Origin of the sequence: Cupriavidus sp. D39, from assembly GCF_026627925.1 — a bacterium.
GTDB classification, from domain to species: Bacteria; Pseudomonadota; Gammaproteobacteria; order Burkholderiales; family Burkholderiaceae; genus Cupriavidus; species Cupriavidus ulmosensis.
The window spans coordinates 5,039,524-5,064,162 of the sequence record NZ_JAPNLE010000009.1 but is presented as its reverse complement, the minus strand read 5'-3'; the positions used below and the strand labels follow the sequence as shown (position 1 = coordinate 5,064,162).

Annotated in this window: 23 protein-coding genes and 2 pseudogenes; 6 read left to right on the top strand and 19 right to left on the bottom strand. The window is 66.9% G+C overall.

Going from position 1 to position 24,639, the window contains the following annotated elements:
• Positions 1-212: 212 nt before the first annotated feature.
• Positions 213-497 (top strand): hypothetical protein, encoded by a 285-nt coding sequence (locus OMK73_RS35650; RefSeq protein WP_267606131.1) that lies wholly within the window; start codon positions 213-215, stop codon positions 495-497.
• A gap of 68 nt (positions 498-565) precedes the next feature.
• Here the strand turns inward: OMK73_RS35650 and OMK73_RS35645 are convergent, their stop codons facing one another.
• The gene (locus tag OMK73_RS35645) at positions 566-1,453 is read right to left on the bottom strand and encodes a ferritin-like domain-containing protein (RefSeq protein ID WP_267606130.1); all 888 of its coding nucleotides are present in this window, start codon (positions 1,451-1,453) and stop codon (positions 566-568) included.
• Between the two features lie 126 nt (positions 1,454-1,579).
• On the opposite strand from OMK73_RS35645, the gene OMK73_RS35640 reads away from it, so the two are divergent.
• The 3 genes from OMK73_RS35640 (at position 1,580) to OMK73_RS35630 (ending at position 3,688) form a co-directional block, all read left to right on the top strand.
• The gene (locus OMK73_RS35640; RefSeq protein WP_267606129.1) at positions 1,580-2,104 is read left to right on the top strand and encodes a gamma carbonic anhydrase family protein; all 525 of its coding nucleotides are present in this window, start codon (positions 1,580-1,582) and stop codon (positions 2,102-2,104) included.
• A gap of 47 nt (positions 2,105-2,151) precedes the next feature.
• The gene (locus OMK73_RS35635) at positions 2,152-3,180 is read left to right on the top strand and encodes an Hsp33 family molecular chaperone HslO (protein WP_267606128.1); all 1,029 of its coding nucleotides are present in this window, start codon (positions 2,152-2,154) and stop codon (positions 3,178-3,180) included.
• 112 nt (positions 3,181-3,292) lie between these two features.
• The gene (locus tag OMK73_RS35630) at positions 3,293-3,688 is read left to right on the top strand and encodes a hypothetical protein (protein ID WP_267606127.1); all 396 of its coding nucleotides are present in this window, start codon (positions 3,293-3,295) and stop codon (positions 3,686-3,688) included.
• A 75-nt stretch (positions 3,689-3,763) separates the two neighbouring features.
• On the opposite strand, the gene ftsB is transcribed toward OMK73_RS35630, so the two are convergent.
• The 12 genes and pseudogenes from ftsB to edd all read right to left on the bottom strand — a co-directional run bounded on the left by ftsB (position 3,764) and on the right by edd (position 16,709).
• Positions 3,764-4,102, bottom strand: coding sequence for a cell division protein FtsB (gene ftsB, locus OMK73_RS35625; protein ID WP_174422818.1), 339 nt, complete (start codon positions 4,100-4,102; stop codon positions 3,764-3,766).
• Between the two features lie 81 nt (positions 4,103-4,183).
• Positions 4,184-5,472 (bottom strand): annotated as a pseudogene (eno, locus tag OMK73_RS35620) (phosphopyruvate hydratase).
• 112 nt (positions 5,473-5,584) lie between these two features.
• Entirely contained in the window at positions 5,585-5,875 is a 291-nt protein-coding gene (locus OMK73_RS35615; RefSeq protein WP_267606123.1) for a DUF1330 domain-containing protein, read from the bottom strand.
• A gap of 90 nt (positions 5,876-5,965) precedes the next feature.
• Complete coding sequence (kdsA, locus tag OMK73_RS35610; protein ID WP_267606122.1) at positions 5,966-6,838, bottom strand: 3-deoxy-8-phosphooctulonate synthase; 873 nt, start codon at positions 6,836-6,838, stop codon at positions 5,966-5,968.
• 29 nt (positions 6,839-6,867) lie between these two features.
• Complete coding sequence (locus tag OMK73_RS35605; RefSeq protein WP_267606121.1) at positions 6,868-8,520, bottom strand: CTP synthase; 1,653 nt, start codon at positions 8,518-8,520, stop codon at positions 6,868-6,870.
• Positions 8,521-8,669: 149 nt separating this feature from the next.
• On the bottom strand, positions 8,670-9,491 hold the full coding sequence (locus OMK73_RS35600; protein ID WP_267606119.1) for an alpha/beta fold hydrolase: 822 nt from the start codon (positions 9,489-9,491) through the stop codon (positions 8,670-8,672).
• A gap of 21 nt (positions 9,492-9,512) precedes the next feature.
• Complete coding sequence (locus tag OMK73_RS35595; RefSeq protein ID WP_267606117.1) at positions 9,513-10,334, bottom strand: peptidase; 822 nt, start codon at positions 10,332-10,334, stop codon at positions 9,513-9,515.
• A gap of 142 nt (positions 10,335-10,476) precedes the next feature.
• Positions 10,477-11,301, bottom strand: coding sequence for a transglutaminase family protein (locus tag OMK73_RS35590; RefSeq protein WP_267606116.1), 825 nt, complete (start codon positions 11,299-11,301; stop codon positions 10,477-10,479).
• Between the two features lie 39 nt (positions 11,302-11,340).
• The gene (locus tag OMK73_RS35585) at positions 11,341-12,294 is read right to left on the bottom strand and encodes an alpha-E domain-containing protein (protein WP_267606114.1); all 954 of its coding nucleotides are present in this window, start codon (positions 12,292-12,294) and stop codon (positions 11,341-11,343) included.
• Positions 12,295-12,389: 95 nt separating this feature from the next.
• On the bottom strand, positions 12,390-13,862 hold the full coding sequence (locus OMK73_RS35580) for a circularly permuted type 2 ATP-grasp protein (RefSeq protein WP_267606113.1): 1,473 nt from the start codon (positions 13,860-13,862) through the stop codon (positions 12,390-12,392).
• Between the two features lie 202 nt (positions 13,863-14,064).
• Positions 14,065-14,634 carry a gluconokinase gene (locus OMK73_RS35575; protein ID WP_267606632.1) on the bottom strand — a complete coding sequence of 190 codons (570 nt, stop codon included), beginning with the start codon at positions 14,632-14,634 and terminating at the stop codon, positions 14,065-14,067.
• A 188-nt stretch (positions 14,635-14,822) separates the two neighbouring features.
• Positions 14,823-16,709: a phosphogluconate dehydratase gene (edd, locus tag OMK73_RS35570; protein ID WP_267606112.1), complete on the bottom strand. Its 1,887-nt coding sequence runs from the start codon at positions 16,707-16,709 to the stop codon at positions 14,823-14,825.
• 325 nt (positions 16,710-17,034) lie between these two features.
• Here edd and OMK73_RS35565 point away from each other — a divergent pair, with 325 nt between their 5' ends.
• Positions 17,035-17,973 (top strand): MurR/RpiR family transcriptional regulator, encoded by a 939-nt coding sequence (locus OMK73_RS35565; protein ID WP_267606110.1) that lies wholly within the window; start codon positions 17,035-17,037, stop codon positions 17,971-17,973.
• Here the strand turns inward: OMK73_RS35565 and OMK73_RS38555 are convergent.
• The 6 genes from OMK73_RS38555 to OMK73_RS35545 all read right to left on the bottom strand — a co-directional run bounded on the left by OMK73_RS38555 (position 17,885) and on the right by OMK73_RS35545 (position 23,320).
• Positions 17,885-18,553, bottom strand: a complete 669-nt coding sequence (locus OMK73_RS38555; RefSeq protein WP_324291803.1) for a ComEC/Rec2 family competence protein — start codon at positions 18,551-18,553, stop codon at positions 17,885-17,887. The genes OMK73_RS35565 and OMK73_RS38555 overlap by 89 nt on opposite strands.
• Positions 18,529-19,623, bottom strand: a complete 1,095-nt coding sequence (locus OMK73_RS38550) for a ComEC/Rec2 family competence protein (RefSeq protein ID WP_324291802.1) — start codon at positions 19,621-19,623, stop codon at positions 18,529-18,531. The genes OMK73_RS38555 and OMK73_RS38550 overlap by 25 nt, the downstream gene beginning before the upstream one ends.
• 3 nt (positions 19,624-19,626) lie before the next feature.
• Entirely contained in the window at positions 19,627-20,244 is a 618-nt protein-coding gene (locus OMK73_RS38545) for a ComEC/Rec2 family competence protein (RefSeq protein WP_324291801.1), read from the bottom strand.
• 159 nt (positions 20,245-20,403) lie between these two features.
• Complete coding sequence (locus OMK73_RS35555) at positions 20,404-21,285, bottom strand: TatD family hydrolase (RefSeq protein WP_267606109.1); 882 nt, start codon at positions 21,283-21,285, stop codon at positions 20,404-20,406.
• Between the two features lie 33 nt (positions 21,286-21,318).
• Positions 21,319-22,077 (bottom strand): lipoprotein-releasing ABC transporter ATP-binding protein LolD, encoded by a 759-nt coding sequence (gene lolD / locus OMK73_RS35550; RefSeq protein WP_267606108.1) that lies wholly within the window; start codon positions 22,075-22,077, stop codon positions 21,319-21,321.
• Positions 22,070-23,320 carry a lipoprotein-releasing ABC transporter permease subunit gene (locus tag OMK73_RS35545; protein WP_267606107.1) on the bottom strand — a complete coding sequence of 417 codons (1,251 nt, stop codon included), beginning with the start codon at positions 23,318-23,320 and terminating at the stop codon, positions 22,070-22,072. Before OMK73_RS35545 ends, lolD begins: the two co-directional genes overlap by 8 nt.
• Positions 23,321-23,480: 160 nt before the next feature.
• Between OMK73_RS35545 and OMK73_RS35540 the strand changes: the two are divergent.
• Positions 23,481-24,604, top strand: a pseudogene (locus tag OMK73_RS35540) (hypothetical protein).
• The last annotated feature ends 35 nt before the right edge of the window (positions 24,605-24,639 follow it).

Here is a 24,639-nt window from a genome sequence, read left to right as displayed (position 1 = left end):
TTCAAACTAGGAATACTCCTATGCATGACCACTCTCTGCCGCGCTCAATACACCTATCAGCGCCAATCTGGCCGAACAGAATAGTGCAAAGATATGTTTAGGAAAATTCAGATTAGCGTGAATATTTTTTCTGATTATTGGAAATAAAATTCCCAAAGAGCGCGCAGAAATTTCCTAACGCGCTTCAACTCGATGCTGAACAGGGGGTCACGATGAGCACGTTTGCACGCACCGGCCACTGCGCCGCCCGACAATTCGCAAGGCGCCTGCCTCTCGCCCTGGCGAGTGCAACGCTATCCGTCTGCGCGTGGGCCGCGGATGGCGTCATCATCTTCCAGGGAGCCATCGTGGCGCCGTCCTGCACCGCACAGATGAGCGCGAGCGGAACCCCTTCGGTAAGTTGTCCGGCGAACGGCAGCCATTCCGCGGAATTCGCCGCGCTGCCGCCGGTGCCCGGCAAGGTGGCCATGCTGAAGACCGCGCGGACATCCGTCTAGGCCGTGCAGTTCGTGAAAGGCAGCGATCCCGGCAGCAGCCGGCAAGGCATCGTCTTGATGGCCGACTACTACTGAGCCGCCTGCCCTTCCAGCAAGGCCAGCTCGATCTCGTCGAAGCCCGCCGCGCGCCGCGCCGCCAGGTTGAATGGCGGGCGCAGGCGCGGCGCCTGGTAGCGCTCGGCAAGTTCAGCGTAGGTGGCGACAGGGTCGAGGCCACGGCCCGCGCATAGCCAGCGATACCAATGGTTGCCGATCGCCACGTGGCCAACTTCATCGCGCAGGATGATGTCGATGATGGCGGCGGCGTCATGATCGCCGGCCGCGGCCAGCTTGGCCCGCACCGGCGGCGAGGCGTCCAGCCCCCGCGCCTCCAGGGTGCGCGGCACCAGCGCCATGCGTGCCAGCACGTCGCCAGCGGTCTTGTCCGCCATTTCCCACAGGCTGTTGTGCGCGGGCAAGTCGCCGTAACGCGCGCCTAGCGTGGCCAGGTGCCCCGCCAGCAGGCTGAAGTGCAGCGCTTCTTCGTCGGCCACACGCAGCCAGTCCACGTAGAAGGCCGGCGGCATCCCGCCAAAGCGCCAGATCGCATCCAGCGCCAGGTTGATGGCATTGAACTCGATATGCGCAAGCGCGTGGATCAGCGCCGCGCGGCCGGCCGGCGTATGGACGGAGCGCCGCCGTTCCACCCTTTGCGGCGGCACCAGTTCGGGCAGTGGCGGCCGGCCCGGTACCGGCAGCTCGGCCAGGATCGACTCATCGATGCCGAGCGCCTCCGGCGTCACGGCGGCGACCGCCTGCCGCATCCAGCGCGTAGCGCCGGCCTTCTGGTGCGCATCGCTCAGGCACAGGATAGCGAGCGCCTGGCGGCGCAAGGACAGGGAAGCGAAGCCGCGCGGCAGCTCAGGTGCAGCAAGCGGCGCGCCGCCGGCATCGGGATCAGGAAGGTTTGCTGGCATAAGCGTAAAATCCGGGTTGCCGCCATTGTAGGGTGCCGCGGACCGCGCAGTCGCACCCCCGCCCCGCACCCTTTAAAGCCTGGCGGCAAACCCCATATACCCATACGAACTTGTGCAGGAGACCCCATGGCGCTTTACCAGCTCGGCGACGTTGCCCCCACCATCGATCCGGATGCCTACGTGGCGCCGGAGGCCACCGTCATCGGTAACGTGACGCTCAAGGCGCGTGCCAGCGTATGGCCAGGCGTGGTGATCCGTGGCGACAACGAGCCGATCGTGGTGGGTGAGTCCAGCAATGTGCAGGAAGGCACCGTGCTCCATACCGACCCCGGCTGCCCGCTGACCATCGGCGACAAGGTCTCGATCGGCCACCAGGCCATGCTGCACGGCTGTACGGTGGGCGAAGGCTCGCTGATCGGCATCCAGGCGGTGATCCTGAACCGTGCCGTGATCGGCAAGGAGTGCCTGGTCGGCGCCGGCGCCGTCGTCACGGAAGGCAAGGTCTTCCCGGACCGCTCGCTGATCCTCGGCGCGCCGGCCAAGGTGGTGCGCGAGCTCACCGAGCAGGACGTGGCCAACCTGTATCGCAATGCCGAGACCTACGCCACGCGCCAGGCCATGTACAAGACGCAACTCAAACGCATCGACTAAGCGACCAAGGCGCCGCGCCAGCGGCACCGATTTACCGACGGATCATCGTGACTGACACCACCACCCCTGACACCCTGCAGAAATTCCTGTTCGACGCGGCCCCCGTGCGCGGCGAGCTGGTACGCATGCAGGCCACCTGGCAAGAAGTGCTGCGCCGCAATCATTACCCCACGCCGGTGCGCCGGCTGCTGGGCGAAATGATGTCGGCCGCCGCCCTGCTTTCAGCCAACCTGAAGTTCAACGGCGCGCTGGTGATGCAAGTGCACGGCGACGGCCCGGTGCGCATGCTGGTGGTGGAGTGCCTGTCCGACCTGTCGATGCGCGCAACCGCCAAGCTCGCCGAAGGCGTGACGCTGGCCGACGACGCCACGCTGGCGGATCTCGTCAACGTCAGCGGCCACGGCCGCTTCGCCATCACGCTGGACCCGCAGGACAAGCTCCCCGGGCAGCAGCCTTACCAAAGCATCGTGCCGCTGGCCGACAAGCATGGCCCGATGGCATCCATGACCGCCGTGCTCGAGCACTATATGCAGACGTCCGAGCAGCTCGACACGCGGCTGTGGCTGGCCGCCGACGACAAGGTCGCCGCGGGCATGCTGCTGCAAAAGCTGCCGTCCTACGGCGGCACGCTGGAAGGCCACGCCGAACGCCCGCCCGCGGAGGTCGGCGAAACCGGCGCGCCGCTAGGGGAAAGCGGCCGCGCGCAGGATCTCGACACCTGGGACCGTGCCTGCCAGCTCGGCGCCACGCTGAAGGACGCCGAACTGCTGGCCGAGACGCCGGATACCTTGCTGCGCCGCCTGTTCTGGGAAGACCTGGAAGCCACCGGCCTGCGTGTGTTCGAGCCGCTGACCCCGCACTTCCAGTGCTCGTGCTCGCGCGCCAAGGTGGCGGGCATGCTGCAGAACCTGGGCCGCGTGGAGATTGAAGACATCCTGGTGGAACGCGGCGAAGTGGAAATCCAGTGCGATTTCTGCGGCCAGCAATACCACTTCGACCCGGTCGACTGCGCGCAGCTGTTCACGCCGGTCCCCGTGGCTACCGGCGCCGGCGACGGCGCGGGCCAGCAGCACTGAGCGGCAGCCGCGGCGGACGATGCAAGCGACGACACCAGGCGCAGCGGCAGGAACCTTTCTGCCCTGCGCCGGGGTCCAAGCGTCAGCGACCCACCAGAGTCAGGGAGTCATCATGCCCGCTTTGCCTTCTCACCCGTGCGCCACGATCAGCGCCCTGCTTCTAGGCATCGTACTGGCCTGCGGCGGCTGCGCCCAGTTGCCGCGCGACATCAACGGCTCGCCGCCTACTGCCCGCCTGGTGCCCAATGGCGTGCCGCCGCCTCCCGTCACCGCAGAAGATATCCAGAAGATCGATGCGCTGAACCGCCAGGTGCTGCGCGAGCAGGAGGCCGCGATTGCCCGCCAGCAACAGGCGGAGGCCATGGCGCGGGCCGCAACCTATGGCTATCCTTCGCCAAGCTGGAACCTGTATTACGGCGGATGGGGAGGTGGCCACTGGGGCGGCGGGGTTGGCTTCAGCAGCCCGGGATACTACCGGGGTTGGGGCGGCTACCCGTACTGGTGGTGAGCTTGCGGGAATGCGCCAAAACCGACTGAAATGACGATGGTGTTTGCGCCCGCTACCGATCGAGGCTGACGCCAGTCAATGGCGATTGAATGCCGGGGAGTTCGCCGGAGGCGGCAGCGGCGGCGTGGCGCTGACCTTGGGGGCCGGCGCCACGAACTGCACGAACACCTCGCCATCCTTGACCATGCCCAGCTCGTAGCGGGCACGCTCTTCAATGGCCCCGGTGCCATCCTGCAGGTCCTTCACTTCCCCTTCCAGCTTGGCATTGCGCAGCTTGAGCGCCTGGTTGTGCGCGCTCTGTTCCTGCACCTGCTTGTCCATATCCCACACACGCAGCCAGCCGCCCTTGCCCAGCCATAAGGGATACTGGATGGCGAGCAACAGCACAAACAACAGCAACGAGATCAGGCGCATGGGTTCTGGCGCTTAAGCAAAAAAGGGAGTTGCGTCCTGCGCCGGCCGCGGCATTGAGCGCGGCCGGGGCAGGACACGAGCTTAGCGCAGATTGTAGAACGCGCTCTTGCCCGGGTAGCTGGCGATATCACCGAGATCTTCCTCGATGCGCAGCAGCTGGTTGTACTTCGAGATACGGTCCGAACGCGACAGCGAGCCGGTCTTGATCTGGCCGGCGTTGGTGCCCACCGCGATATCGGCGATGGTGCTGTCCTCGGTCTCGCCCGAACGGTGCGAGATCACGGCCGTGTAGCCGGCGCGCTTGGCCATTTCGATGGCGGCGAAGGTTTCGGTCAGGGTACCGATCTGGTTGATCTTGATCAGGATCGAATTGCCGATACCCTTCTCGATGCCTTCCTTCAGGATCTTGGTGTTGGTGACGAACAGGTCGTCGCCCACCAGCTGCACGCGCTTGCCCAGCTTGTCGGTCAGCACCTTCCAGCCGTCCCAGTCGCCTTCGCCCATGCCGTCCTCGATCGACACGATCGGGAACTTGTCGCACAGGTTGGCCAGGTAGTCGGCGAACTGGGTCGAGGTCAGCTTCAGGCCTTCGCCGTCCAGGTGGTACTGGCCTTCGGCTTCGTGATAGAACTCGGTCGCCGCGCAGTCCAGCGCCAGCAGCACGTCCTCGCCAGCGCGGTAGCCGGCCTTCTCGATGGCGAGCAGGATGGTGTTCAGGCACTCTTCGTTGGAAGCGAAGTTGGGGCAAAGCCGCCCTCGTCGCCAACCGCCGTGGACATGCCCTTGTCGGACAGGATCTTCTTCAGTGCGTGGAACACTTCAGCGCCGCAACGCAGGGCTTCACGGAAGCTCGTCTGCGACACCGGCATGATCATGAATTCCTGGATGTCCAGGCTGTTGTTGGCGTGCGCGCCACCGTTGACGATGTTCATCATCGGCACGGGCATCTGCATGGCGCCCGAACCACCGAAGTAGCGGTACAGCGGCAGGCCGGCTTCTTCGGCAGCGGCGCGCGCCACGGCCATCGACACGGCCAGCGTGGCGTTGGCGCCCAGGCGGGCCTTGTTGTCGGTGCCGTCGAGGTCGATCAGGGTGCGGTCCAGGAACGCTTGCTCGGAAGCGTCCAGGCCCATGATGGCTTCGGAGATTTCGGTATTGATATGCTCGACCGCCTTCAGCACGCCCTTGCCGAGGTAGCGCGACTTGTCGCCGTCACGCAGCTCGATGGCTTCGCGCGAGCCGGTGGATGCGCCCGACGGCACTGCCGCGCGGCCCATCACGCCGGATTCGAGCAGGACGTCGCACTCGACCGTCGGGTTACCGCGCGAGTCGAGAACTTCGCGACCGATGATATCTACGATTGCACTCATGGATTCCTCTTGGACTGTTGATGCTTGATGACTTCTTACTACACGGGCGCCATGCCCTGGACTACCGCTGACTGAATGAAGCTGACTAACGCCGACTAACGCCGACCAACGCTTAAGCGCCTTCCACCACGATCATGTTCATACGCGCGGCGTGCTCGCGCGACTTGCGCGCGGCGCGGTATTCCTCGCTGTCGTGAAACGACTTTGCCGCGTCATAGCTGGGAAACTTCAGCACGACCACGCGCGTCGGGGCCCAGTCGCCCTCCAGCTTCTCGGTCTTGCCGCCGCGCACCAGTACCTCGGCGCCATGCACCTTCATGGCATGGCTGGAGAGCAATTTGTACTCTTCATACTGCTGGGGATCGGTGACATCGACGTGGGCAATGATATAGCCGCTGGCCATGGCGTATCTCCGTGTGTTCTTATGATGTTGATTCTACTTGGCTGATCATGGCCGCCTGATGACGGCCATGATCGGGGTGGCACGGCAAGCTCAGGCGCAAGCCGCCGGCCAGCCGAAATTGTCTTCGAGGAAGCCCGAGCGCTTGACCAGCGTATCGAGATCCTTGAGCACCGACAGCAGTTCCTTCATGCGCGACAGCGGCACGGCGTTGGGGCCATCCGACATGGCCTTGCTCGGGTCCGGATGCGTTTCCATGAACAGGCCCGCAACACCCGTCGCCACGGCCGCGCGCGACAGCACCGGCACGAACTCGCGCTGGCCGCCCGAGCTGGTGCCCTGGCCGCCCGGCAGCTGCACCGAGTGGGTGGCGTCGAACACCACCGGCGCGCCGGTCTCGCGCATGATCGCCAGCGAGCGCATGTCCGAGACCAGGTTGTTGTAGCCGAAGGAAACGCCGCGTTCGCAGGCCATGAAGCTGTCTTCCGGCAGCCCGGCCTCGCGCGCGGCATCGCGCGCCTTGTCGATGACATTCTTCATGTCATGCGGCGCGAGGAACTGCCCCTTCTTGATATTGACGGGGCGGCCGCTCTGCGCGCAGGCACGGATGAAGTCGGTCTGGCGGCAAAGGAAGGCCGGCGTCTGCAGCACGTCGACCACGGCCGCCACCGGCTTGACCTCGTCGATCTCGTGGATGTCGGTCAGCACAGGCACGCCGATCTCGCGCTTGACGGTGGCGAGGATCTCGAGCCCCTTCTCCATGCCCAGGCCGCGGAAGGTCCGGCCCGACGAGCGGTTGGCCTTGTCGAACGAGGACTTGTAGATAAAGGGGATGCCGAGCTCGCTCGTGATCGCCTTGAGCTCACCGGCCGTATCCAGCGCCATCTGCTCGGACTCGATCACGCACGGACCGGCGATCAGGAAGAAGGGCCGGTCCAGGCCGACGTCAAATCCACAGAGTTTCATCACTAATCTCCTGCTTGCGGTGCCGGGGCTTAGCCCGCCTTGCTCTGCTGGCTGGCCAGCGCCGCTTCCACGTAGGCCTTGAACAGCGGATGGCCATCGCGCGGGGTGGAGGTGAATTCCGGGTGGAACTGCACGCCCACGAACCACGGGTGCAGGCTTTCCGGCAGTTCCATCATCTCGGGCAGGTCTTCGGTCGGCGTACGGGCCGAGATCACCATGCCCGCCTTTTCCAGCGTCGGCACGTAGTGATTGTTGACTTCGTAGCGATGGCGATGGCGCTCGTTGACTTCGGCGCCATAGATCTGGCTTGCCTTGGTCTCGGCCTTGACCGGCACGCGTTGCGCGCCAAGGCGCATGGTGCCGCCCAGGTCGGACTCGGCGGAGCGCTGCTCGACCTTGCCTTCGCGATCGACCCACTCGGTGATCAGCGCGACCACCGGATGTTCGGTTTCCAGGTTGAACTCGGTCGAGTTGGCATCGGCCATCGCCGCCACGTGGCGCGCGAACTCGATCACGGCCAGCTGCATGCCCAGGCAGATGCCCAGGTATGGCACCTTGTTCTCGCGAGCGTACTGGATAGCGCGGATCTTGCCTTCCGTGCCGCGCTTGCCGAAGCCGCCCGGGACCAGGATGGCGTCCAGCGGCTTGAGCACTTCAAGGTGGCCCGATTCAAGTTCTTCCGAATCGATGTACTCGATGTTCACGCGGGTGGCGGTGTGCATGCCGGCGTGGCGCAGCGCTTCGATCAGCGACTTGTAGGATTCGGTCAGGTCGACATACTTGCCCACCATGCCGATGGTGACCTCGTGCTGCGGATTTTCCTGGGCATTGACCAGGCGCTGCCACATGGAGAGATCGGCCGGCTTCGGATCGATACGCAGCTCCTCGCAGATCAGGCGGTCGAGGCCTTGCTCGTTGAGCATCTGCGGGATCTTGTAGATGCTGTCCACGTCCCACACCGAGATCACGGCTTCTTGCGGGATATTGGAGAACAGCGAAATCTTGGCGCGCTCTTCGTCCGGAATCGGGCGGTCGGCGCGGCACAGCAGCGCGGTCGGCGAGATGCCGATTTCACGCAGCTTCTGCACCGAGTGCTGGGTCGGCTTGGTCTTGAGCTCGCCGGCGCTGGCAATGAACGGCACCAGCGTCAGGTGCACGAAGGCAGCATGGTTGCGGCCCATGCGCAGGCTCATCTGGCGCGCGGCTTCCAGGAACGGCAGCGACTCGATGTCACCCACCGTGCCACCGATCTCCACCAGTGCGACGTCCGCCTTGCCACCGTGCGACGCAGCCGCGCCGCGCTCGATGAAGGCCTGGATCTCGTTGGTGATATGCGGGATCACCTGCACTGTCTTGCCGAGGTACTCGCCGCGGCGTTCCTTGCGGATCACCGACTCGTAGATCTGGCCCGTGGTGAAGTTGTTCGACTTGCGCATCTTGGCCGAGACGAAGCGCTCATAGTGGCCGAGATCGAGGTCGGTTTCCGCACCGTCTTCCGTGACGAACACTTCGCCATGCTGGAAGGGGCTCATCGTGCCGGGATCGACGTTGATGTAGGGATCTAGCTTGAGGAGGGTGACTTTGAGGCCGCGCGACTCGAGAATGGCCGCGAGCGAAGCAGCAGCGATGCCCTTGCCGAGAGAAGAGACGACACCACCGGTGACGAAGACGAATTTGGTCATAAACCGAGCTTGCCGGGGAAATCGGGATTATACATGAGAGGCCGCCTGCTGCAGCGCCGCATTTGCGACAAGTCGCCTTGCCCGGCAGCCGCGGAGACGCATTCGCCGCTTCGCGCCCGCGCCCCCGCCACCGCGCTATCCTGCCCCGGCTACGGACGCGCGCTCGCGGCGCCATCGCCCCGCATTTGCCCGACCAGATCGCGGATCAGCCCGGCGGTCTGCCCGGGCCGCTCCATCGGATACAGATGGCCGCCCTCGATAAAGCGCAGACGCTCGCCCACCAGCTTGCGCGTGGCGCCGAGCCCGCATTGCCGCACTTCGCGCGAACGCGTGCCGGCGACAAAGCTGACCGGCACCGGCGCCCCGCGCGCCACGCGCGCGCCCAGGCTGGTGGGCAGCGTGCGATAGATCTGGTACTCGATCTCCCGCTCGAAACGCAGGCGGCGCTCGGCGTCGTTGCCGGTCGGCTCCGTGCCGTGCATCGCATAGTCGCGCAACACCTCCTCGTCCCACGACGCGAACACAGGCTTGGCGCGAAAGTGCTCCCACACCGCCTCGGCATCCGGCCAGTGCGTGCGGCGGCGCCGGGTCGCGGCCGCCGGGCTGGGCCGCTCATCCAGGCCGAAGCGCTGGCCGGCCTTGAGCAAGGCGGCGCGCCACCCGGCGATCACGGGCGAATCCAGCATCACCACGCCGCGCACCCACTGCGGGCGGCGCAGCGCGGCCATCAGCGACAGGAAACCGCCAAGCGAATGTCCCACCAGCCATACCGGCTCGCGGTACTTCTGGTCGATCGAAGCCAGCAGTTCATCGACCAGGTGCGGCCACTCGCGCGTGACGGGGAATTTCGGGTCGTGGCCATAACGGTCCACGGCGCGGATCTCGAAATCGTCTTCCAGCGTTCCAAACAGCTTGCGGTAGGTGCTGACCGGGAAGCCGTTGGCATGCGAAAAATGCAGGATGTCGCGCATCGGGGTATTCGCCGTGCGCCCTCAGTCCTGCGTGCCGGCACGTTCGCGCGTGGCGCGCACCGGCTGGCCCCAGCGGTCGCCGGCGCCCTGGCGCGCCAGCGGAAACTCGGCCGGCGCGTCGGCATCCCACTCGGGATCGTTGATCTCGCCGAAGACCTGGCGCAGGCGCTGCCCCCAGGTATCGCGGATCATGCGGAAGTAGGCGTTCTTCTCGTCGATATTAACGAAGCGGGTCACGCGCAGCGAATCGCCCTCGTAGACCAGCAGGTCCAACGGCAGGCCCACCGAGATATTCGACTTCAGCGTGGAGTCCATCGAGATCAGCGCGCACTTGGCGGCTTCGCCCAGCGGCAGCGTCGGCTCCACCACGCGATCGATGATGGGCTTGCCATACTTGGCCTCGCCGATCTGGAAATAGCAGTTCTCGGGCGTGGCCTCGACGAAATTCCCGGCGGCGTACACATGGAACAGGCGCACGCGTTCGCCGCGGATCTGGCCGCCGAAGATCAGGCTCACATTGAATTCGATGCCGGCCTCGCGCAGCGCATGGGCGTCGTGCTTGTGCACCTGGCGCACTGCGTCGCCGACGATGGCGGCCGCCTCGAACATATCGCGCGCCGTCCACAGCGAGCGCTTCTCGTCACGGCCCTCCGCCAGGATCTGGCGCACCGCCTGGCTGATCGCCAGGTTGCCTGCGCTCAGCAAGACCATCACGCGGTCGCCCGGCTCCTCGAACACGGTCATCTTGCGCGCGGTCGAGATCGCGTCGACGCCGGCATTGGTGCGGGAGTCGGAAAGGAACACCAGCCCGGTGTCCAGCCGCATGGCTACACAGTACGTCATGATCTTGTCTTGTAATGGTGCAAATTCACGCCCGGCGCATCGCCAAGCTTGTCACCCGGGTCAAGGCCGCATTCTAGCGCCGCGCCGGTGCGCCCGGAACCTTGCGGCGCGCCCGCTCTTGGTGCGCGACGCACCACTTCACTCACTGCAGCGGTGCAATGGCGATCTCGACCGCCAGCCGCTCGCCGCCGCCACCTTCGCGAATGCCGCGCACCGGTGCGGCCATGCGATAGTCGCGCCCGACCGCCAGCCGGATATGGCGCGCGTCGCTCAGGCAGCCGTGGGTCACGTCGATGCTGCACCACAACTCCTTGCCGGCATCCACGCAGACATCGGCCCAGGCATGGCTGGCCAGCTCCGAGGCCGCCGGGTCATAGAAATAGCCGCTGACGTAGCGCGCCGGCAGGCCCAGGGCGCGGCAGCATGCCACCATCACCTGCGCCTGGTCCTGGCAAACCCCGCTGCCCAGCGCGAACGCATCGCTGGCCGACGTGCCCACGTCGGTGCTATCAGCCTGGTAGCGCACCCGCCCCGCAATGCCGTTGGCCAGCGCCAGCAGCGCGGGCACCGTCGCCCCCGCCGCCAGGTACGGCGCGGCAAAACGCACCATTTCCGGCTTGGCGGCGGTCAGCGCTGTGCCGCCAAGGTAATACAGCGGCGAGACACGCGCCTCGCCGGCCGGCGGCGCATCGCAGAAAAACGGCCCATCCGCGTCAGTTGGCGGCGTTACATCGACCACGCCGCTGGCCTCGATCACCAGCGTATGTGCTGGCCCGGCCACAGTGAAGCTGTGCACGATATTGCCGAAGCCGTCACGCGCCTCGGACAGGTTGCCGGGAACGGACAACTGCCATTCCTGCACGGCCTGCAGCGGGCCCGAACGCGGCGCGAGCCGCAGTTCGTGCACGCTGCGCCGGACCGGCTCGGCGTAACGGTAGACCGTTTTGTGGTGAATCTTGTATTTCATGATGTGGCGAGGCCGGCACGACCCTCCCACTTCTATAGGTCAGGCAGCCAGCAACGGCACGAGGAAATCCCGGCTGATGCCGTTGCCGAGGTCGCCGATGCGCTCCAGGAAACTGGTCAGGTAAGCATGCAGCCCGACGGCGAAGATGTCGTCGATGCGCGCATATTTCAAATCGGCGTGAAGTTTACCAGCCTGGCGCTCGGTCTCCGAAGAATGCTGGTTGCCCACCAGCGCCAGGATCGACACCACCTCATCCATGCTCGATACCAGCGAGCGCGGCATGTCGGGGCGCAGCACCAGCAGTTCGGCCACGCGCTCGGGCGTGATCACGGTGCGATAAACCTTGCGGTACACCTCGAAGCCCGACACCGAGCGCAAGACCGCCGCCCAGTGATAGAAGTCGTTTGCGTCGCGATTGGGGTCGCTGTCGTCGACGGTGCCGGCCTGGAACTTCACGTCCAGAATCCGCGCGGTATTGTCGGCGCGCTCCAGGAAGGTGCCCAGCCGCATGAAGTGGAAGGCATCGTCCTTGAGCATGGTGCCGAACTGCACGCCGCGGGCCAGGTGGGAGCGGAACTTCACCCACTCGAAGAACTGCGAAGGATCCGCCGCCAGCACGCCGTCGGCGATCATGCGCTGCACGTCGAGCCAGGTGGTGTTGATGGTCTCCCAGACCTCGGTGGTCAGCGAGCCGCGCACCGCGCGCGCGTTCTCGCGGGCCGCGCGCAGGCAGCTCATGATGGACGAGACATTGGTCATGTCGCGCACCATGAAATCGATCACGTCATCGCGCGTGAGCAGGCCGTACTTTTCGTCGAACACCGTGGTCAGCTCGGAGATATCGAGCATGGCCCACCAGCCTTGCTCCGCCACTTCCGCGGATTGCGGCAGCAGCGACGTCTGGTAATTCACGTCCAGCATGCGCGCGGTGTTCTCCGCGCGTTCGGTATAGCGCGCCATCCAGAACAGATGGTCGGCGGTGCGGCTAAGCATGTTTAGTCCCCTCGTACAGCGCTGTTCACCCGCGCGCCGCCGGCAACGCGGCGGCCAGCGCGGGAATCACAAACAATCCTTGCGTGCGCCGCGCGTCAGCGCTCCAGCACCCAGGTGTCCTTGGTGCCTCCGCCCTGCGAGGAGTTGACCACCAGCGAGCCTTCGCGCAGCGCCACGCGGGTCAGCCCTCCCGGCACCATGCGCACGTCCTTGCCGGACAGCACGAACGGACGCAGGTCGATGTGGCGCGGCGCGATCCCCGACTCGACATACGTCGGGCAGGTGGAAAGCGCCAGCGTGGGCTGCGCGATGTACTGCTCGGGACGCGCGCGCACGACCTCGCGGAACGTATCGATCTCCGCGCGCGTGGCGGCAGGCCCCACCAGCATGCCGTAGCCGCCGGCGCCATGGGTTTCCTTGACCACCAGCTCACTCATGTGGTCCAGCACGTACTGTAGGTCGTCCGGGCGGCGGCACATGTACGTCGGCACGTTGTTGAGGATCGCTTCCTCGCCGAGGTAGAAGCGGATCATGTCGGGCACGTAGGGATAGATCGACTTGTCGTCGGCCACGCCCGTGCCAATGGCGTTGCAGATGGTGACATTGCCGGCACGATAGACCGAGAGCAGGCCCGCCGCGCCCAGCGTGGAATCCGAGCGGAACACCAGCGGGTCGAGGAAATCGTCGTCGACCCGGCGGTAGATCACATCGATGCGCTGCGGGCCCTGGGTGGTGCGCATGTAGAGGTGATCGTCCTGCACGAACAGGTCGCTGCCCTCGACCAGCTCCACGCCCATTTGCTGGGCCAGGAAGGCATGCTCGAAGTAGGCGGAGTTGTACATGCCGGGCGTGAGCACCACCACCGTGGGGTCGGCAATGTTCTGCGGCGAGACGCCGCGCAGCATGTCGAGCAGCAGGTCGGGATAGTGCGCGACAGGCGCCACGCGATTGCGCGCGAACAGGTCCGGGAACAACCGCATCATCATCTTGCGGTTCTCCAGCATGTAGGACACGCCGGAGGGCACGCGCAGGTTGTCTTCCAGCACGTAGAACTCGCCCTCGCCCGCGCGCACCACGTCGATGCCTGCCACGTGGGCATAGATATCGCGGGGCACGTCGATGCCGAGCATCTCGGGGCGGTACTGCGCGTTGTTATAGATCTGGTCGGGTGGGATCACACCGGCGCGGATGATGTCCTGCCCGTGGTAGATATCGTGGATGAAGCGGTTCAGCGCCGACACCCGCTGGCGCAGGCCGCGCTCGAGCGTTGCCCACTCGCTGGCGGGGAAGATGCGGGGAATGACGTCGAACGGGATGGTCCGCTCGGTGCCGCTGTTGGACTCGTCTTTTTCACCGTAAACGGCGAACGTGATGCCCACGCGCCGGAAGATCAGATCAGCCTCGGCGCGCTTGTTGTCCATGGTGCCTTCGGACTGGCGCGCCAACCAATCCGCGAACTGCTTGTAATGCCCCCGCACGGCACCTGCCGGCAGGGACTCGCCAGCGTGGATTGCTGCAGCCACGCCATCTTGCCAATCGAGCATCTCGTCGAAAAACCGCGCCGCCATGATGGCCGTTCCCCCATGATTTGAGTGCCGCCCAAACTGCCGGCTACCCGTTTTGATTGGCTTGTTGTTCCCGGCACAGCACCTTGAGATCACCACCCGAGGCCCGGCGGCCTGGCCGCGGACCGTCTCGTCATGCTTCGAAGTGCTGTCCCTATAGGATACCTATGACCACGAAAGCCGCAAGCGGCAAGCATTCGCGCCATCAAACATGGATTAAGCAAGATGTTTGCCAGCCTTGGCTTCGGGCCGGCATTGGCGATCGCCCTAGCGGGCGATCGCCGCGCCTTTGCGCCTGCACTCCGGCCAGGATGCGCTGCACCAGCGCCTCCGGCGTCTGGCGAATATCGAGCACCAGGGCATCGCGCGGCTCCTCCAGGGTCTCGAACTGACTCTGCAGCAGGGCGGGATTGAAAAAGTGGTCGCTGCGCTCGGCCAGGCGGCCGCCAATGACGGCCGCATCGCCCTTCATGTAGACAAAGGTCACGCCGCCGTCGGCGGGCGTCAGGCGGTCGCGGTAGGTTTGCCGCAGCGCGGAACAGGTAAACACGTGGGTGCGCCCTTCGGCGCGGGCCGTATCGATCGCCGCGCGCATCGCGGCCAGCCAGGGCCAGCGGTCGTCGTCGGTCAGCGGGATGCCATTGTGCATCTTCGCCTTGTTGGCGGCGCTGTGGAATTCATCGGCGTCATGGAAGCCGCATTGCAAGGTCTTGGCCAGCAGTTGGCCGACCGTGGTCTTTCCGCTGCCGGAAACGCCCATCAGGATGTAGATCATGTCTGCTCCAACGATCATGTTCGGATGGTTTTCCCATCCTTGTCGGTAGTCCCCGCGCCGGCCGCCGATCGGTTCCGGAAGCATTCAGCCATGAAGCCATGATAGGACCCGCATGGGCCGGCTCGGGGTCGTCCCCGCCAGCCGTCGACTGCCGGGGACACAAATGACACAAATTTATGGGGCGCTGCCTATTGTGCGACGGCCGCGCCCATTTGGACAGCGCCGGGCGCGTCGGCCTCGGACAGGTCCAGCGCGCTGCCGCCCTCCTCCGCGATCCGCGCATTGCGCCGGAACAGCCCGAACAGGCCCCGGCCAACGCTGAAATTCGTGAAGGCGTCGTCTGGCAGCACGGCCGAGGCACGCGTCGCCAGGTCACCGTCGCCGTTGGCGGCGCCAAGCCATTCCAGCGTGCCCGCCACGGCGTCCACGCGGATCCGGTCGCCGTCGCGCACGCGCGCCAGCGGGCCGCCAGCAAGTGCCTCAGGCCCCACATGGATGACCGCTGGCACCTTGCCGGAGGCGCCGGACATGCGGCCATCGGTCACCAGCGCAACCTTGTGGCCGGCGTCCTGCAGCGCGCCGAGCACCGGGGTGAGGCGGTGCAGTTCAGGCATGCCGTTGGCGTTGGGCCCCTGGAAACGCACGACCGCGATCATGTCGCCCGTGAACTCGCCGGCCTCGAACGCGGCCTGCAATTGCTCTTGCGAGTCAAAAACGCGTGCCGGCGCTTCCACCACGCGATGCTCGTCCGCCACCGCCGACACCTTGATCATGCCGCGGCCAAGATTGCCCTGCAGCAGGCGCAAGCCACCCTCGGCGGAGAACGGTTCGGCCGCGGTGGCCAGTACCGCGGCATCGCCGCTGACAGCCGCGCCATCGCGCCACTGGAGCACGCCGTCGATCATCACGGGCTCTTGCGTATAGCGGGCCAGGCCACGCCCGACCACGGTCTCCACGTCCTCGTGCAGCAAGCCGGCGGTGAGCAGCTGGCGAATCACGTAGGCCACGCCGCCCGCGGCGTGGAAGTGGTTCACGTCGGCCGAGCCGTTGGGGTAGACCCGCGCCAGCAGCGGCGTGATGCGAGAGAGACGATCGAAATCGTCCCAGTCGATGAGGATGCCCGCCGCGCGCGCCATCGCCACCAGGTGGATGGTGTGGTTGGTCGAGCCACCCGTGGCCAGCAGGCCGACCACGGCGTTGATTACCGCGCGCTCGTCCACGATGCGGGCCAGCGGCAGGTAGTCGCCGCCCCGCGCCGTCAGGGCCAGCGCGCGTTGCGCGGCGGCGGCGGTGAGCGCGTCGCGCAGGCCACTGTCCGGATGCACGAAGGCCGCGCCCGGCATATGCAGGCCCATGATTTCCATCAGGAACTGGTTGCTGTTGGCGGTGCCGTAGAAGGTGCACGTGCCGGCGCCGTGATAGGCCTCGCACTCGGCCTCCAGCAACGCTTCGCGGCCCACCTGGCCGGTTGCGTAAAGCTGGCGCACGCGTGCCTTCTCCTTGTTGGACAAGCCCGTCGACATCGGCCCGGCCGGCACGAATACCACCGGCAGGTGGCCGAACTGCAGCGCGCCCATCAGCAGGCCCGGCACGATCTTGTCGCACACGCCCAGCATGAGCGCGGCATCGAAGGTGTTGTGCGACAAGGAGACCGCCGTGGCCATCGCAATGGCGTCGCGCGAAAACAGCGACAGCTCCATGCCGGCATTGCCCTGCGTGATGCCGTCGCACATCGCCGGCACCCCGCCCGCCACCTGCGCCACCGCGCCAACGGCACGCGCGGCCTCGCGGATCACGCCGGGATAACGCTCGTACGGTTGGTGGGCCGACAGCATGTCGTTGTACGCGGTGACGATGCCGAGGTTGGCGGCATGCTCGACCCGTAGCTTGAGCTTGTCATGCGCGGGCAGCGCGGCCAGGCCGTGCGCGAGGTTGGCGCAGGACAGCCCGCGCAAGGGACCGAGCTCCTGCTGGGCGCGTTCGCAGCGCGCGAGATAGGCGGCGCGGCTGCGCCGGCTGCGTGCGATCACGCGCTCGGTGACGGCGTGGACTTCGGCGTGGAGGGCTTTTGACATTGGGGAGTTCCTGGTCGTGATGCCTGATCGTATCCGGGAGGACTGGGGGACTTAGTTGGCGCTACTGGGTGCTATTGCTTGTAGATTTTCTACATTATATCTAAAGACAATTTGAAAACACTACGCGCACGCATCACAAAGCGCTTTATTCATGGTATTTTTGGCTCACATAGGTGAAATCCCTAGCCATCCGCCTCACCGAAGCCACAATGACATCGCCTCTAATTCTGTAGAATATCTACATGCGGCTCGATCCGTCGAGCCACGGATTCCGGGGCCAGAGCCAAAACAATTCCCCGGCACAGACAGCCATCCCTCCTCTACCATGCGCGACCGAATTCTTGCCGTCTACGACACGCTTCGCCCCTCCGAACGCCGCCTTGCCGACTATGTCGCCCGCCACGGCGCCAGCGTGATCCGCTTGTCGATGCCCGAGCTGGCCGAGCGCGCGGGCGTGTCCCAGCCCACCATTGCGCGCTTTTGCGCGGCGCTGGGCTACGACGGCTTTCGCGAGTTCAAGCTCCAGTTCGCCCAGAACGTGGGCGGCGGCACGCCCTTCGTGCACCAGGACGTCAAGGCCGAGGACCGCCCTGCCGATATCGCCGGCAAGGTGTTCGACCGCACCATCGCCACCCTGATGACGGTGCGCAACGCGCTGTCCGCGGACCAGATCGAGCACGGCATCCAGCTGCTCGCCGCGGCCAGGCGCATCGAGTTCTATGGCTGCGGCAATTCGGGCATCGTCGCCCTGGATATCCAGCACAAGTTCTTCCGCCTCGGCATGCCCACCGTTGCCTACTCGGACTCGCACGTCTTCAGCATGTCGGCGGCACTGCTCGGGCCCGGCGATGTGGCGGTGCTGGTCTCCAACAGCGGGCGCACCTGGGACATGCTGGCCGCCGCCACGCTGGCCTGCGCCAGCGGCGCCAGCGTGCTGGCGCTGACCCACAGCGGCTCGCCGCTGGCCGCGCTGGCCGACGTCTGCGTGTTCTCGGACGTGGAAGAAGACAGCCAGGTCTACACCCCGATGACCTCCCGCATCTGCCACCTGGTACTGGGCGACGTGCTGGCAGCGGGCGTTGCCCTGGAACGCGCCGACACCGTCTGCGCGGGCCTGCAACGCGCCAAGGCGCACCTGCGCGAGCGCCGTATCGCCCAGGCCGAGCCCGCGCACCTCAACGAGGCGCAGGCGGCGCCGCGCGCCAGTAGCGCCGCTCGTGCTGGCGGTAAGCCCGCAGCGCGTAAGACTCGCCGCGCGTCGTAAGCTGGACCGCGCCGGTTTCGTCGCTGCGATAGCGCGCGATCTCGTGCGAGCCGTAGCGGTCCCAGATCTCGGGCCGCGGATGCCGGTGGCGGTTGCGGTAGCCCACCTGGAACAGCGCGACCTCCGGCGCCACCACGGCCAGGAACGCGCCGCTCGATGAGGTGTTGCTGCCGTGATGCGGCACCTGCAGGAAGTCCGCGCGCAAGTCTTGCGTGGACAGGCGCGCCAGCAGCGCCGCCTCGTCGCGCCGGGCGATATCGCCGGTCAGCAGGAGGCTGCGCGCGCTGCCCGCCAGCTTGAGCACGCAACTGCGCGCATTGCTGTCGATGGCGGCATTCTGCGCGGCGCCCGGCAAGGGATGCAGCATGGCAAAGCGCACGCCATCCCACTCCCACTGCTGGCCCGCCGCGCAGGGCTGCGCCTCCAGGTGCGCAGCGTTCGCCGGCGGCACCAGCAGCCGATGTCCCGGCGGCGCGCCCGACAGCAGGGTGTCCACCGTCAGCGCCGCCATGATGTCGCGCGCGCCGCCCGCATGGTCGGCGTCTTCATGGCTGATCACCAGCGTGTCCAGCCGGCGCACGCCGGCGCCGCGCAGGAACGGCTCGATGGCCCGCGCGCCGGCGCTGCTGCCCAGCTCGCCACGCCCGGCGCCCCAGCCGTAACCCGACCCGGCCCGGCATCGTAGAGCAGCACGCGCGAGCGCGTTTCCACCAGCACCGCCGTGCCCTGCCCGATATCGATCGCGGTGGCGCGAAACTCCCCGTGCGCCACCGGCTGCCGCCCCGCCAGCACCATCGGCAACAGCAGCACCACGCCATGCAGGCGCGCGCGCACGCCACAGCGCACGGGCGCCAGCAACAGCAGCGAGCCGAGCACGGCCAGCGCTAGCGCCACCGGCCCGGCGCGCGCGGCCTGCCACACCGCCCACGGCGGCGCCGACAGCCACTCCAGGCCCAGCACCAGCCAGTGCAGCAACAGATGCGCGGGGCTGAGCAACCAGCCCGCCAGCGGCGCCGGCACCGCCGCCGCCAGCAACGCCATCGGCGTCACCAGCAGGCTGACCAGCGGGATCGCCGCCGCATTGGCCAGCGGCGAAATCACCGAGACCTGCTGGAACAGCAGCAAGGTCAGCGGCACCAGCCCGATGGTGACGGACCATTGCGTGCGCGTGGCCTGCGCCAGGCTGGCTCGAAAACGCTGCCAACGCGTCAGCGTAGCGTGATTGGCCGGTTGCGCCGCGGCCAGGAAGATCACGCCCACCGCGCCGAAGGAAAGCCAGAAGCCGGGCGACAGCACCGCCCAAGGGTCTAGCCCGATCGCCACGAACGCGGCCCAGGACAGCACCAGCGAGACCGGCGGCGTGCGCCCGCTCCATAGCGCCAGCGCCGCCACCACCAACATCGACACGGTGCGCAGCGCCGGCACCTGCATGCCCGCCAGCAGACCGTAGATGAAGCCGGCAATCACCGCGCCCACCAGTGCGGCGCGCCGTGCCGGCCACCACAGCGGCAAGGGCCGCGGCAGCCATCGCCCGAGCCCGAACGAATGCCGCCACAGCCAATAGACGAGGCTGGAGAAAAGGCCGGAAATCATGGTGATATGCAGGCCGGAAATGCTGATCAGGTGGCCGATGCCGGTGCGCGTGAACAAGGTTCAGTCGCGCTGCTGGATTCCGCGCTGATCGCCTACCACCAGGGCAGCCAGCACTGGCACAAAGCGGGCATCGGCTGGCAGGCTTTGCAAGACGTGATCGCGCACCTGCGCCCGCCATCGCGCGATTCGCCACGCGAGCCGTTCGCCGACAGCGTCTCGCGGCTCGCCCATGGCATCGCGCACGTAGCCGGTGGCGCCAAGCCCCGCCGCCATCAGCCAGAACTCGTAATCGAAGCCATGTGGGTTGGCCAGGCCATGGGGCTGGCGCAAGCGCACCGTGAAGACGTAACGCTCGCCCGGACGCAAGCCGGCCGGCGCGTCCTCCCAGCCCAGCAAGACGCGGGAAGGCATGCCGCCCGCATCGTCGAGCGCGAACGCGAAGCGCTGGCCGCGCGCGGCCTGGGCCGGCAGCCCGGCCACCACGCCGCTCACCACCAGGTCCACGCCTTCCTGCGCGCTCGCCAGGCGCTCGCCCAGGCGAACCTCGGCGCGCCACGCCGACCAGCCGAAGCCAGCCAACAGCGACAACGCGATCAAGGCCAACCGCGCCCAGCCGGTATGGCGCGTGCGCAGACGCAGCGCGAGCGCGGCCGCCAGGAGCCCGGCAGCCGCCAACACCCACGCCGCGCCGCCACGCGGCAGCGAGCCTTGTTGCTGCAGCCACCAGCAGCCCGCCCCACGAAGGCGAGCAAGAACAGACGCATGCGGATTCCCCAACGGTTAGATGGGATATCGGATGCGTCTCGCTTATACGGCCGTCACCGGCCGTGAGGCTTGTCAGGATGAAACGGGTTGGTTGCCGATTGTTTCGGCCGGGGCCGGGGCAGGCAATGCTGAGGGGAACATGGTTGCCGCAAACGCGCCCAGCCGCGGCAATGCGCCCACGGAGTTGCGCCACATCGCCTGCGCCAGCGGCGCGGCTTCGAGGCCGCGCAACTCGCCCAGCACCCGGGCCACGCCGGCCACTTCGGCAGGCGTGTTGCGCGCCTTGTGCTGCTCGCCAAACTGGTCGTCGGACAGCCATGCAGGTGCGATGTCGGGCGCGTCTGTCTCGAGCACGATGGCGTCGAGCGGCAGCTCCGCCGCCAGGCGCCGGATCTGGTTGGCGCGGCTGAAGGTCAGGTTGCCGCCAAAGCCCAGCTTGAGGCCCTGGTCGATAAACCCCCGGGCCTGCTGCACGCTGCCGTTGAAGGCATGGGCAATGCCCTGGCGCACGCCGATGCGGCGCAACTGGGCCGCCACCTGGTCCTGCGACTTGCGCACGTGCAGCAGCACCGGCAAGTCGAACTCGCGGGCAAGCTTGAGCTGCTCGGCATAGATCCAGGCCTGATGCGCGGCATCGAGGCCGGGCACGAAGAAGTCGAGCCCGATCTCGCCGATGCCGACAAAGCGCGGATCGGCCAGCGAGGCCTGCACCTCGCGGCGCAAGGCGTCGAGGTCGCCCCGCCCCGCACCCGGCGTGCACAGCGGATGGATCCCCAGCGCGTAGACGCAGCTATCGTGGCGGTGCGCCAGCGAGCGCACCGCGGCGAAGTTCGACACGGCCACCGCCGGCAGCACGATGCCCGTCACCCCCGCCGTGGCAGCGGCGGCGGCAACGGCGTCACGGTCGGCATCGAATTCACCGGCGTCGAGGTGGCAATGGGTATCGATCCACATGGCAGGCTCCGCTGGTGCCGGGCTGGCGCGCTGTTAGCGCTCGCGGTGGATATGCCCGTCGCGCAGGCGCAGCACGCGATCGCAGCGGCTGGCCAGGTCGAGGTCGTGGGTCACGATGACAAAGCTGGTGCCCAGCGTGCGCGACAGCTCCAGCATCAGGTCGTAGACGCCGCCCGCGGTGTGGTCGTCCAGGTTGCCGGTGGGCTCGTCGGCCAGCACGCAGGCTGGGCCGCCCACCAGCGCGCGGGCGATGGCGACCCGCTGGCGCTCGCCGCCGGACAGCTCGCCGGGCCGGTGCTGCGCCCGGTCGCCCAGGCCCACGCGCTCCAGCACCGTCATCGCCGCCGCGCGCGCCTCGGGCTGGCGCAGCCCGCGGATGCGCATCGGCATGGCCACGTTGTCCAGCGCGGTGAACTCGGGCAGCAGGTGATGGAACTGGTAGATGAAGCCCAGCTCGCGGTTGCGCACGATATTGCGCTCGCTCTCGCGCAGCGCGGTGAAGGGCCGGCCCTTCAGGGCGACGCGTCCGCTGTCCGGGTTGTCGAGCCCGCCCAGCACATGCAGCAGCGTGCTCTTGCCCGAACCGGACGCACCGACGATGGCGACTTTCTCGCCCGCATCCACCCGGACATCCACGCCCTTGAGCACGGTCACGTCCAGGCCGCCCTGGCGGAAGCGCTTGGTCAGGCCTTCGGCCAGCAACACCGGCGTATCGGATGCGGCCTTGCCGGCGGAATCGGCGGAATCGGCGGCATTGCCAGCCGGCACGGCACGCAGCAGGGTTTCACTCATAGCGCAGCGCCTCCGCCGGGTTGACGCGGGCAGCGCGCCAGCTTGGGTAGAGCGTGGCCAGGATGGACAGCACAAAGGAGACGATACCGATGGTCGCAATGTCGTTCACGCGGGGATCCGAGGGCAGTTCGCTGATGAAATAGATGTCGCGCGGCAGGAACTGCACATGCAGCAGCCGCTCGATAAAGGGCACGATCACATCGATGTTGAAGGCGATCAGCGCACCGCCGGCAACGCCCGCCAAGGTCCCGATAAAGCCGATGGCAATGCCCTGCACGATAAAGATCTTGGTGATCGAACTGGGCTGGGCGCCCATGGTGCGCAGGATGGCGATGTCAGCCTGCTTGTCCGTGACGGTCATCACCAGCGTGGACACCAGGTTGAAGGCCGCCACCGCGATGATCAGCGTCAGGATGATGAACATCATGCGCTTCTCGGTCTGCACCGCGGCAAACCAGTTGCGGTTCTGCTTGGACCAGTCGCGCAGGTAGAGCTCGCCGGAGAGCGTGCCGGCCAGCTCGTCGGCCACCTGGGGCGCGCGTTGCATGTCCGTCAGTTTCAAACGCACGCCGGTGGGCCCGGTGAGACGGAACATGGCTTCGGCGTCGCGGATATTGATCAGCGCCAACGCGTTGTCGAACTCGAAATGGCCGGACGAGAACACCCCGACCACGGTGAACTGCTTGAGCCTCGGCAGCACGCCGGCCGGCGTGATGGTGCCCTGCGGCACCACCAGCGTGACCTTGTCGCCCACCTGCACGCCCATCGCGTTGGCCAGTTCATTGCCGAGAGCGATGCCGAATTCGCCCGGAAGCAGGCCATCCATGCTGCCGCCCCGGAACTGCTTGCCGATATCGGAAACCTTGGGTTCTTCCGAAGGCTCGACCCCGCGCAACAGCACGCCGCGCACGGCATCCTCGCGGGTCAGCATGGCCTGCGCGGCCACATAGGGCGCGGCACCGATCACTTCCTTGTTGCGCATCGCCTCGGCGGCGGTCTTCTGCCAGTCGGGCAGCGCCCCGGGGCCGACCACCTCGATGTGCGACAGCACCGAGAGCATGCGATCGCGCACTTCTTTCTGGAAGCCGTTCATCACCGACAGCACCACGATCAGCGCCGCCACGCCCAGCGCGATGCCGAGCATGGAAATCATCGAGATAAAGGAAATAAAGGTGTTGCGGCTGGCGCGCTTGCTTGCGCGGGTGTATCGCCAACCGATCTGCCACTCGTAAGGAAAGTTCAAGAGGGTTCCTGTTGTTAAGGAGAAACGCCGGCGCCACACCGCCAACGCCGCTGATGGCTTGCCGGCCGCGCACCCGAGGCGCCGCCCGCGCCACTGTCGCAACCGGGCCGGGGACGATATTTCCGCCGCCGGCCAGCCGCAAGTTTACAATCTCGGCACCATGATGACGCACCTGACCCTGATTGTGCCCTTTTCTGTCCCGCCCGGCGCCGCGATCGACGCCGACGGCGGTGGCAACGACGCCATGCTCGAAGCCCTGCTGCGGCAGTTGGAGTTGCCGGCGCTGGGAAAGTTGCTCACGCGCGCCAGCCCCGGCCCGCGCGAGCGGCACGACGACCCCTTCCTGCGCGCGCTGCCGCATGAGCGCTGGCTGGCCGGGCGTGCCGGGCTCGACACAGCCCGTGTGCCCAGCGCCCCGTACATGCGCCTGGCCGACATGACCGCCGCCGGCACGGGCGCCGCCGCGGACGATGGCCAGGCCTGGGCCTGCCTGCAGCCGGTGCATATCCATGCCGCGCGCGACCACCTGGTGCTGATGGACCCGGCCCAGCTGCATATCCGGGCAGAGGAGTCCGCCGCCCTGCATGCCGCGGTGGCGGCGCTGCTGCAGGAATCCGGCATTGTGCTTGAAACACCGCATCCGGCGCGCTGGTACATCCCGCAAGCCGTGTTCGGGCCGCTTGTCGCCGCCAGCCCCTGCGCGCCACCGGCCGCAACATCGACGTGTGGATGCAGGCCGGTGAGCGCGCGCGCGACTGGCGCCGGATCCAGAACGAGATCCAGATGACCTGGCACGACCATCCGGTGAACCAGGCCAGGGAAGCTGCCGGGGAGTTTTCCGTCAATTCGGTCTGGCTCCACGGCGGCGGCACCCTGCAACCGGTGCCGCGCCTGGCCGACACGGTACTGACCGGCGACGCCTTCGTGCGCGGCCTGGCGCTGGCCGGCGGCGCCGCATGCCAGCCCCTGCCGCCCCGCTTCAAGGCCGTCGAAGGCATGCAGGGCAGCGCCATGGTGCTGCTGGAGGACGCCATCGAGTCTTATATCGCCCAGGACTGGGGCCTGTGGATCGAGCGCATGCACACGCTCGACGCCGAATGGTTCGCGCCCGCCCTGGCCGCCCTCGAAGGCGGGCAGTTGCAGGCGCTCACGCTGATGCTGTCTGGCGACAATCACTACGCCGAGTTCACCGTCCGCCGCGCCGACCTGCGCAAGTTCTGGCGCGGCCTGGGGCAGCGCGGCGACTGGCGCGCGCTGCTGTCCGACCTGGCTTATGCCGCCTGATATGCCGCCCGATCACCTGGTTTTCCGCAAGACCC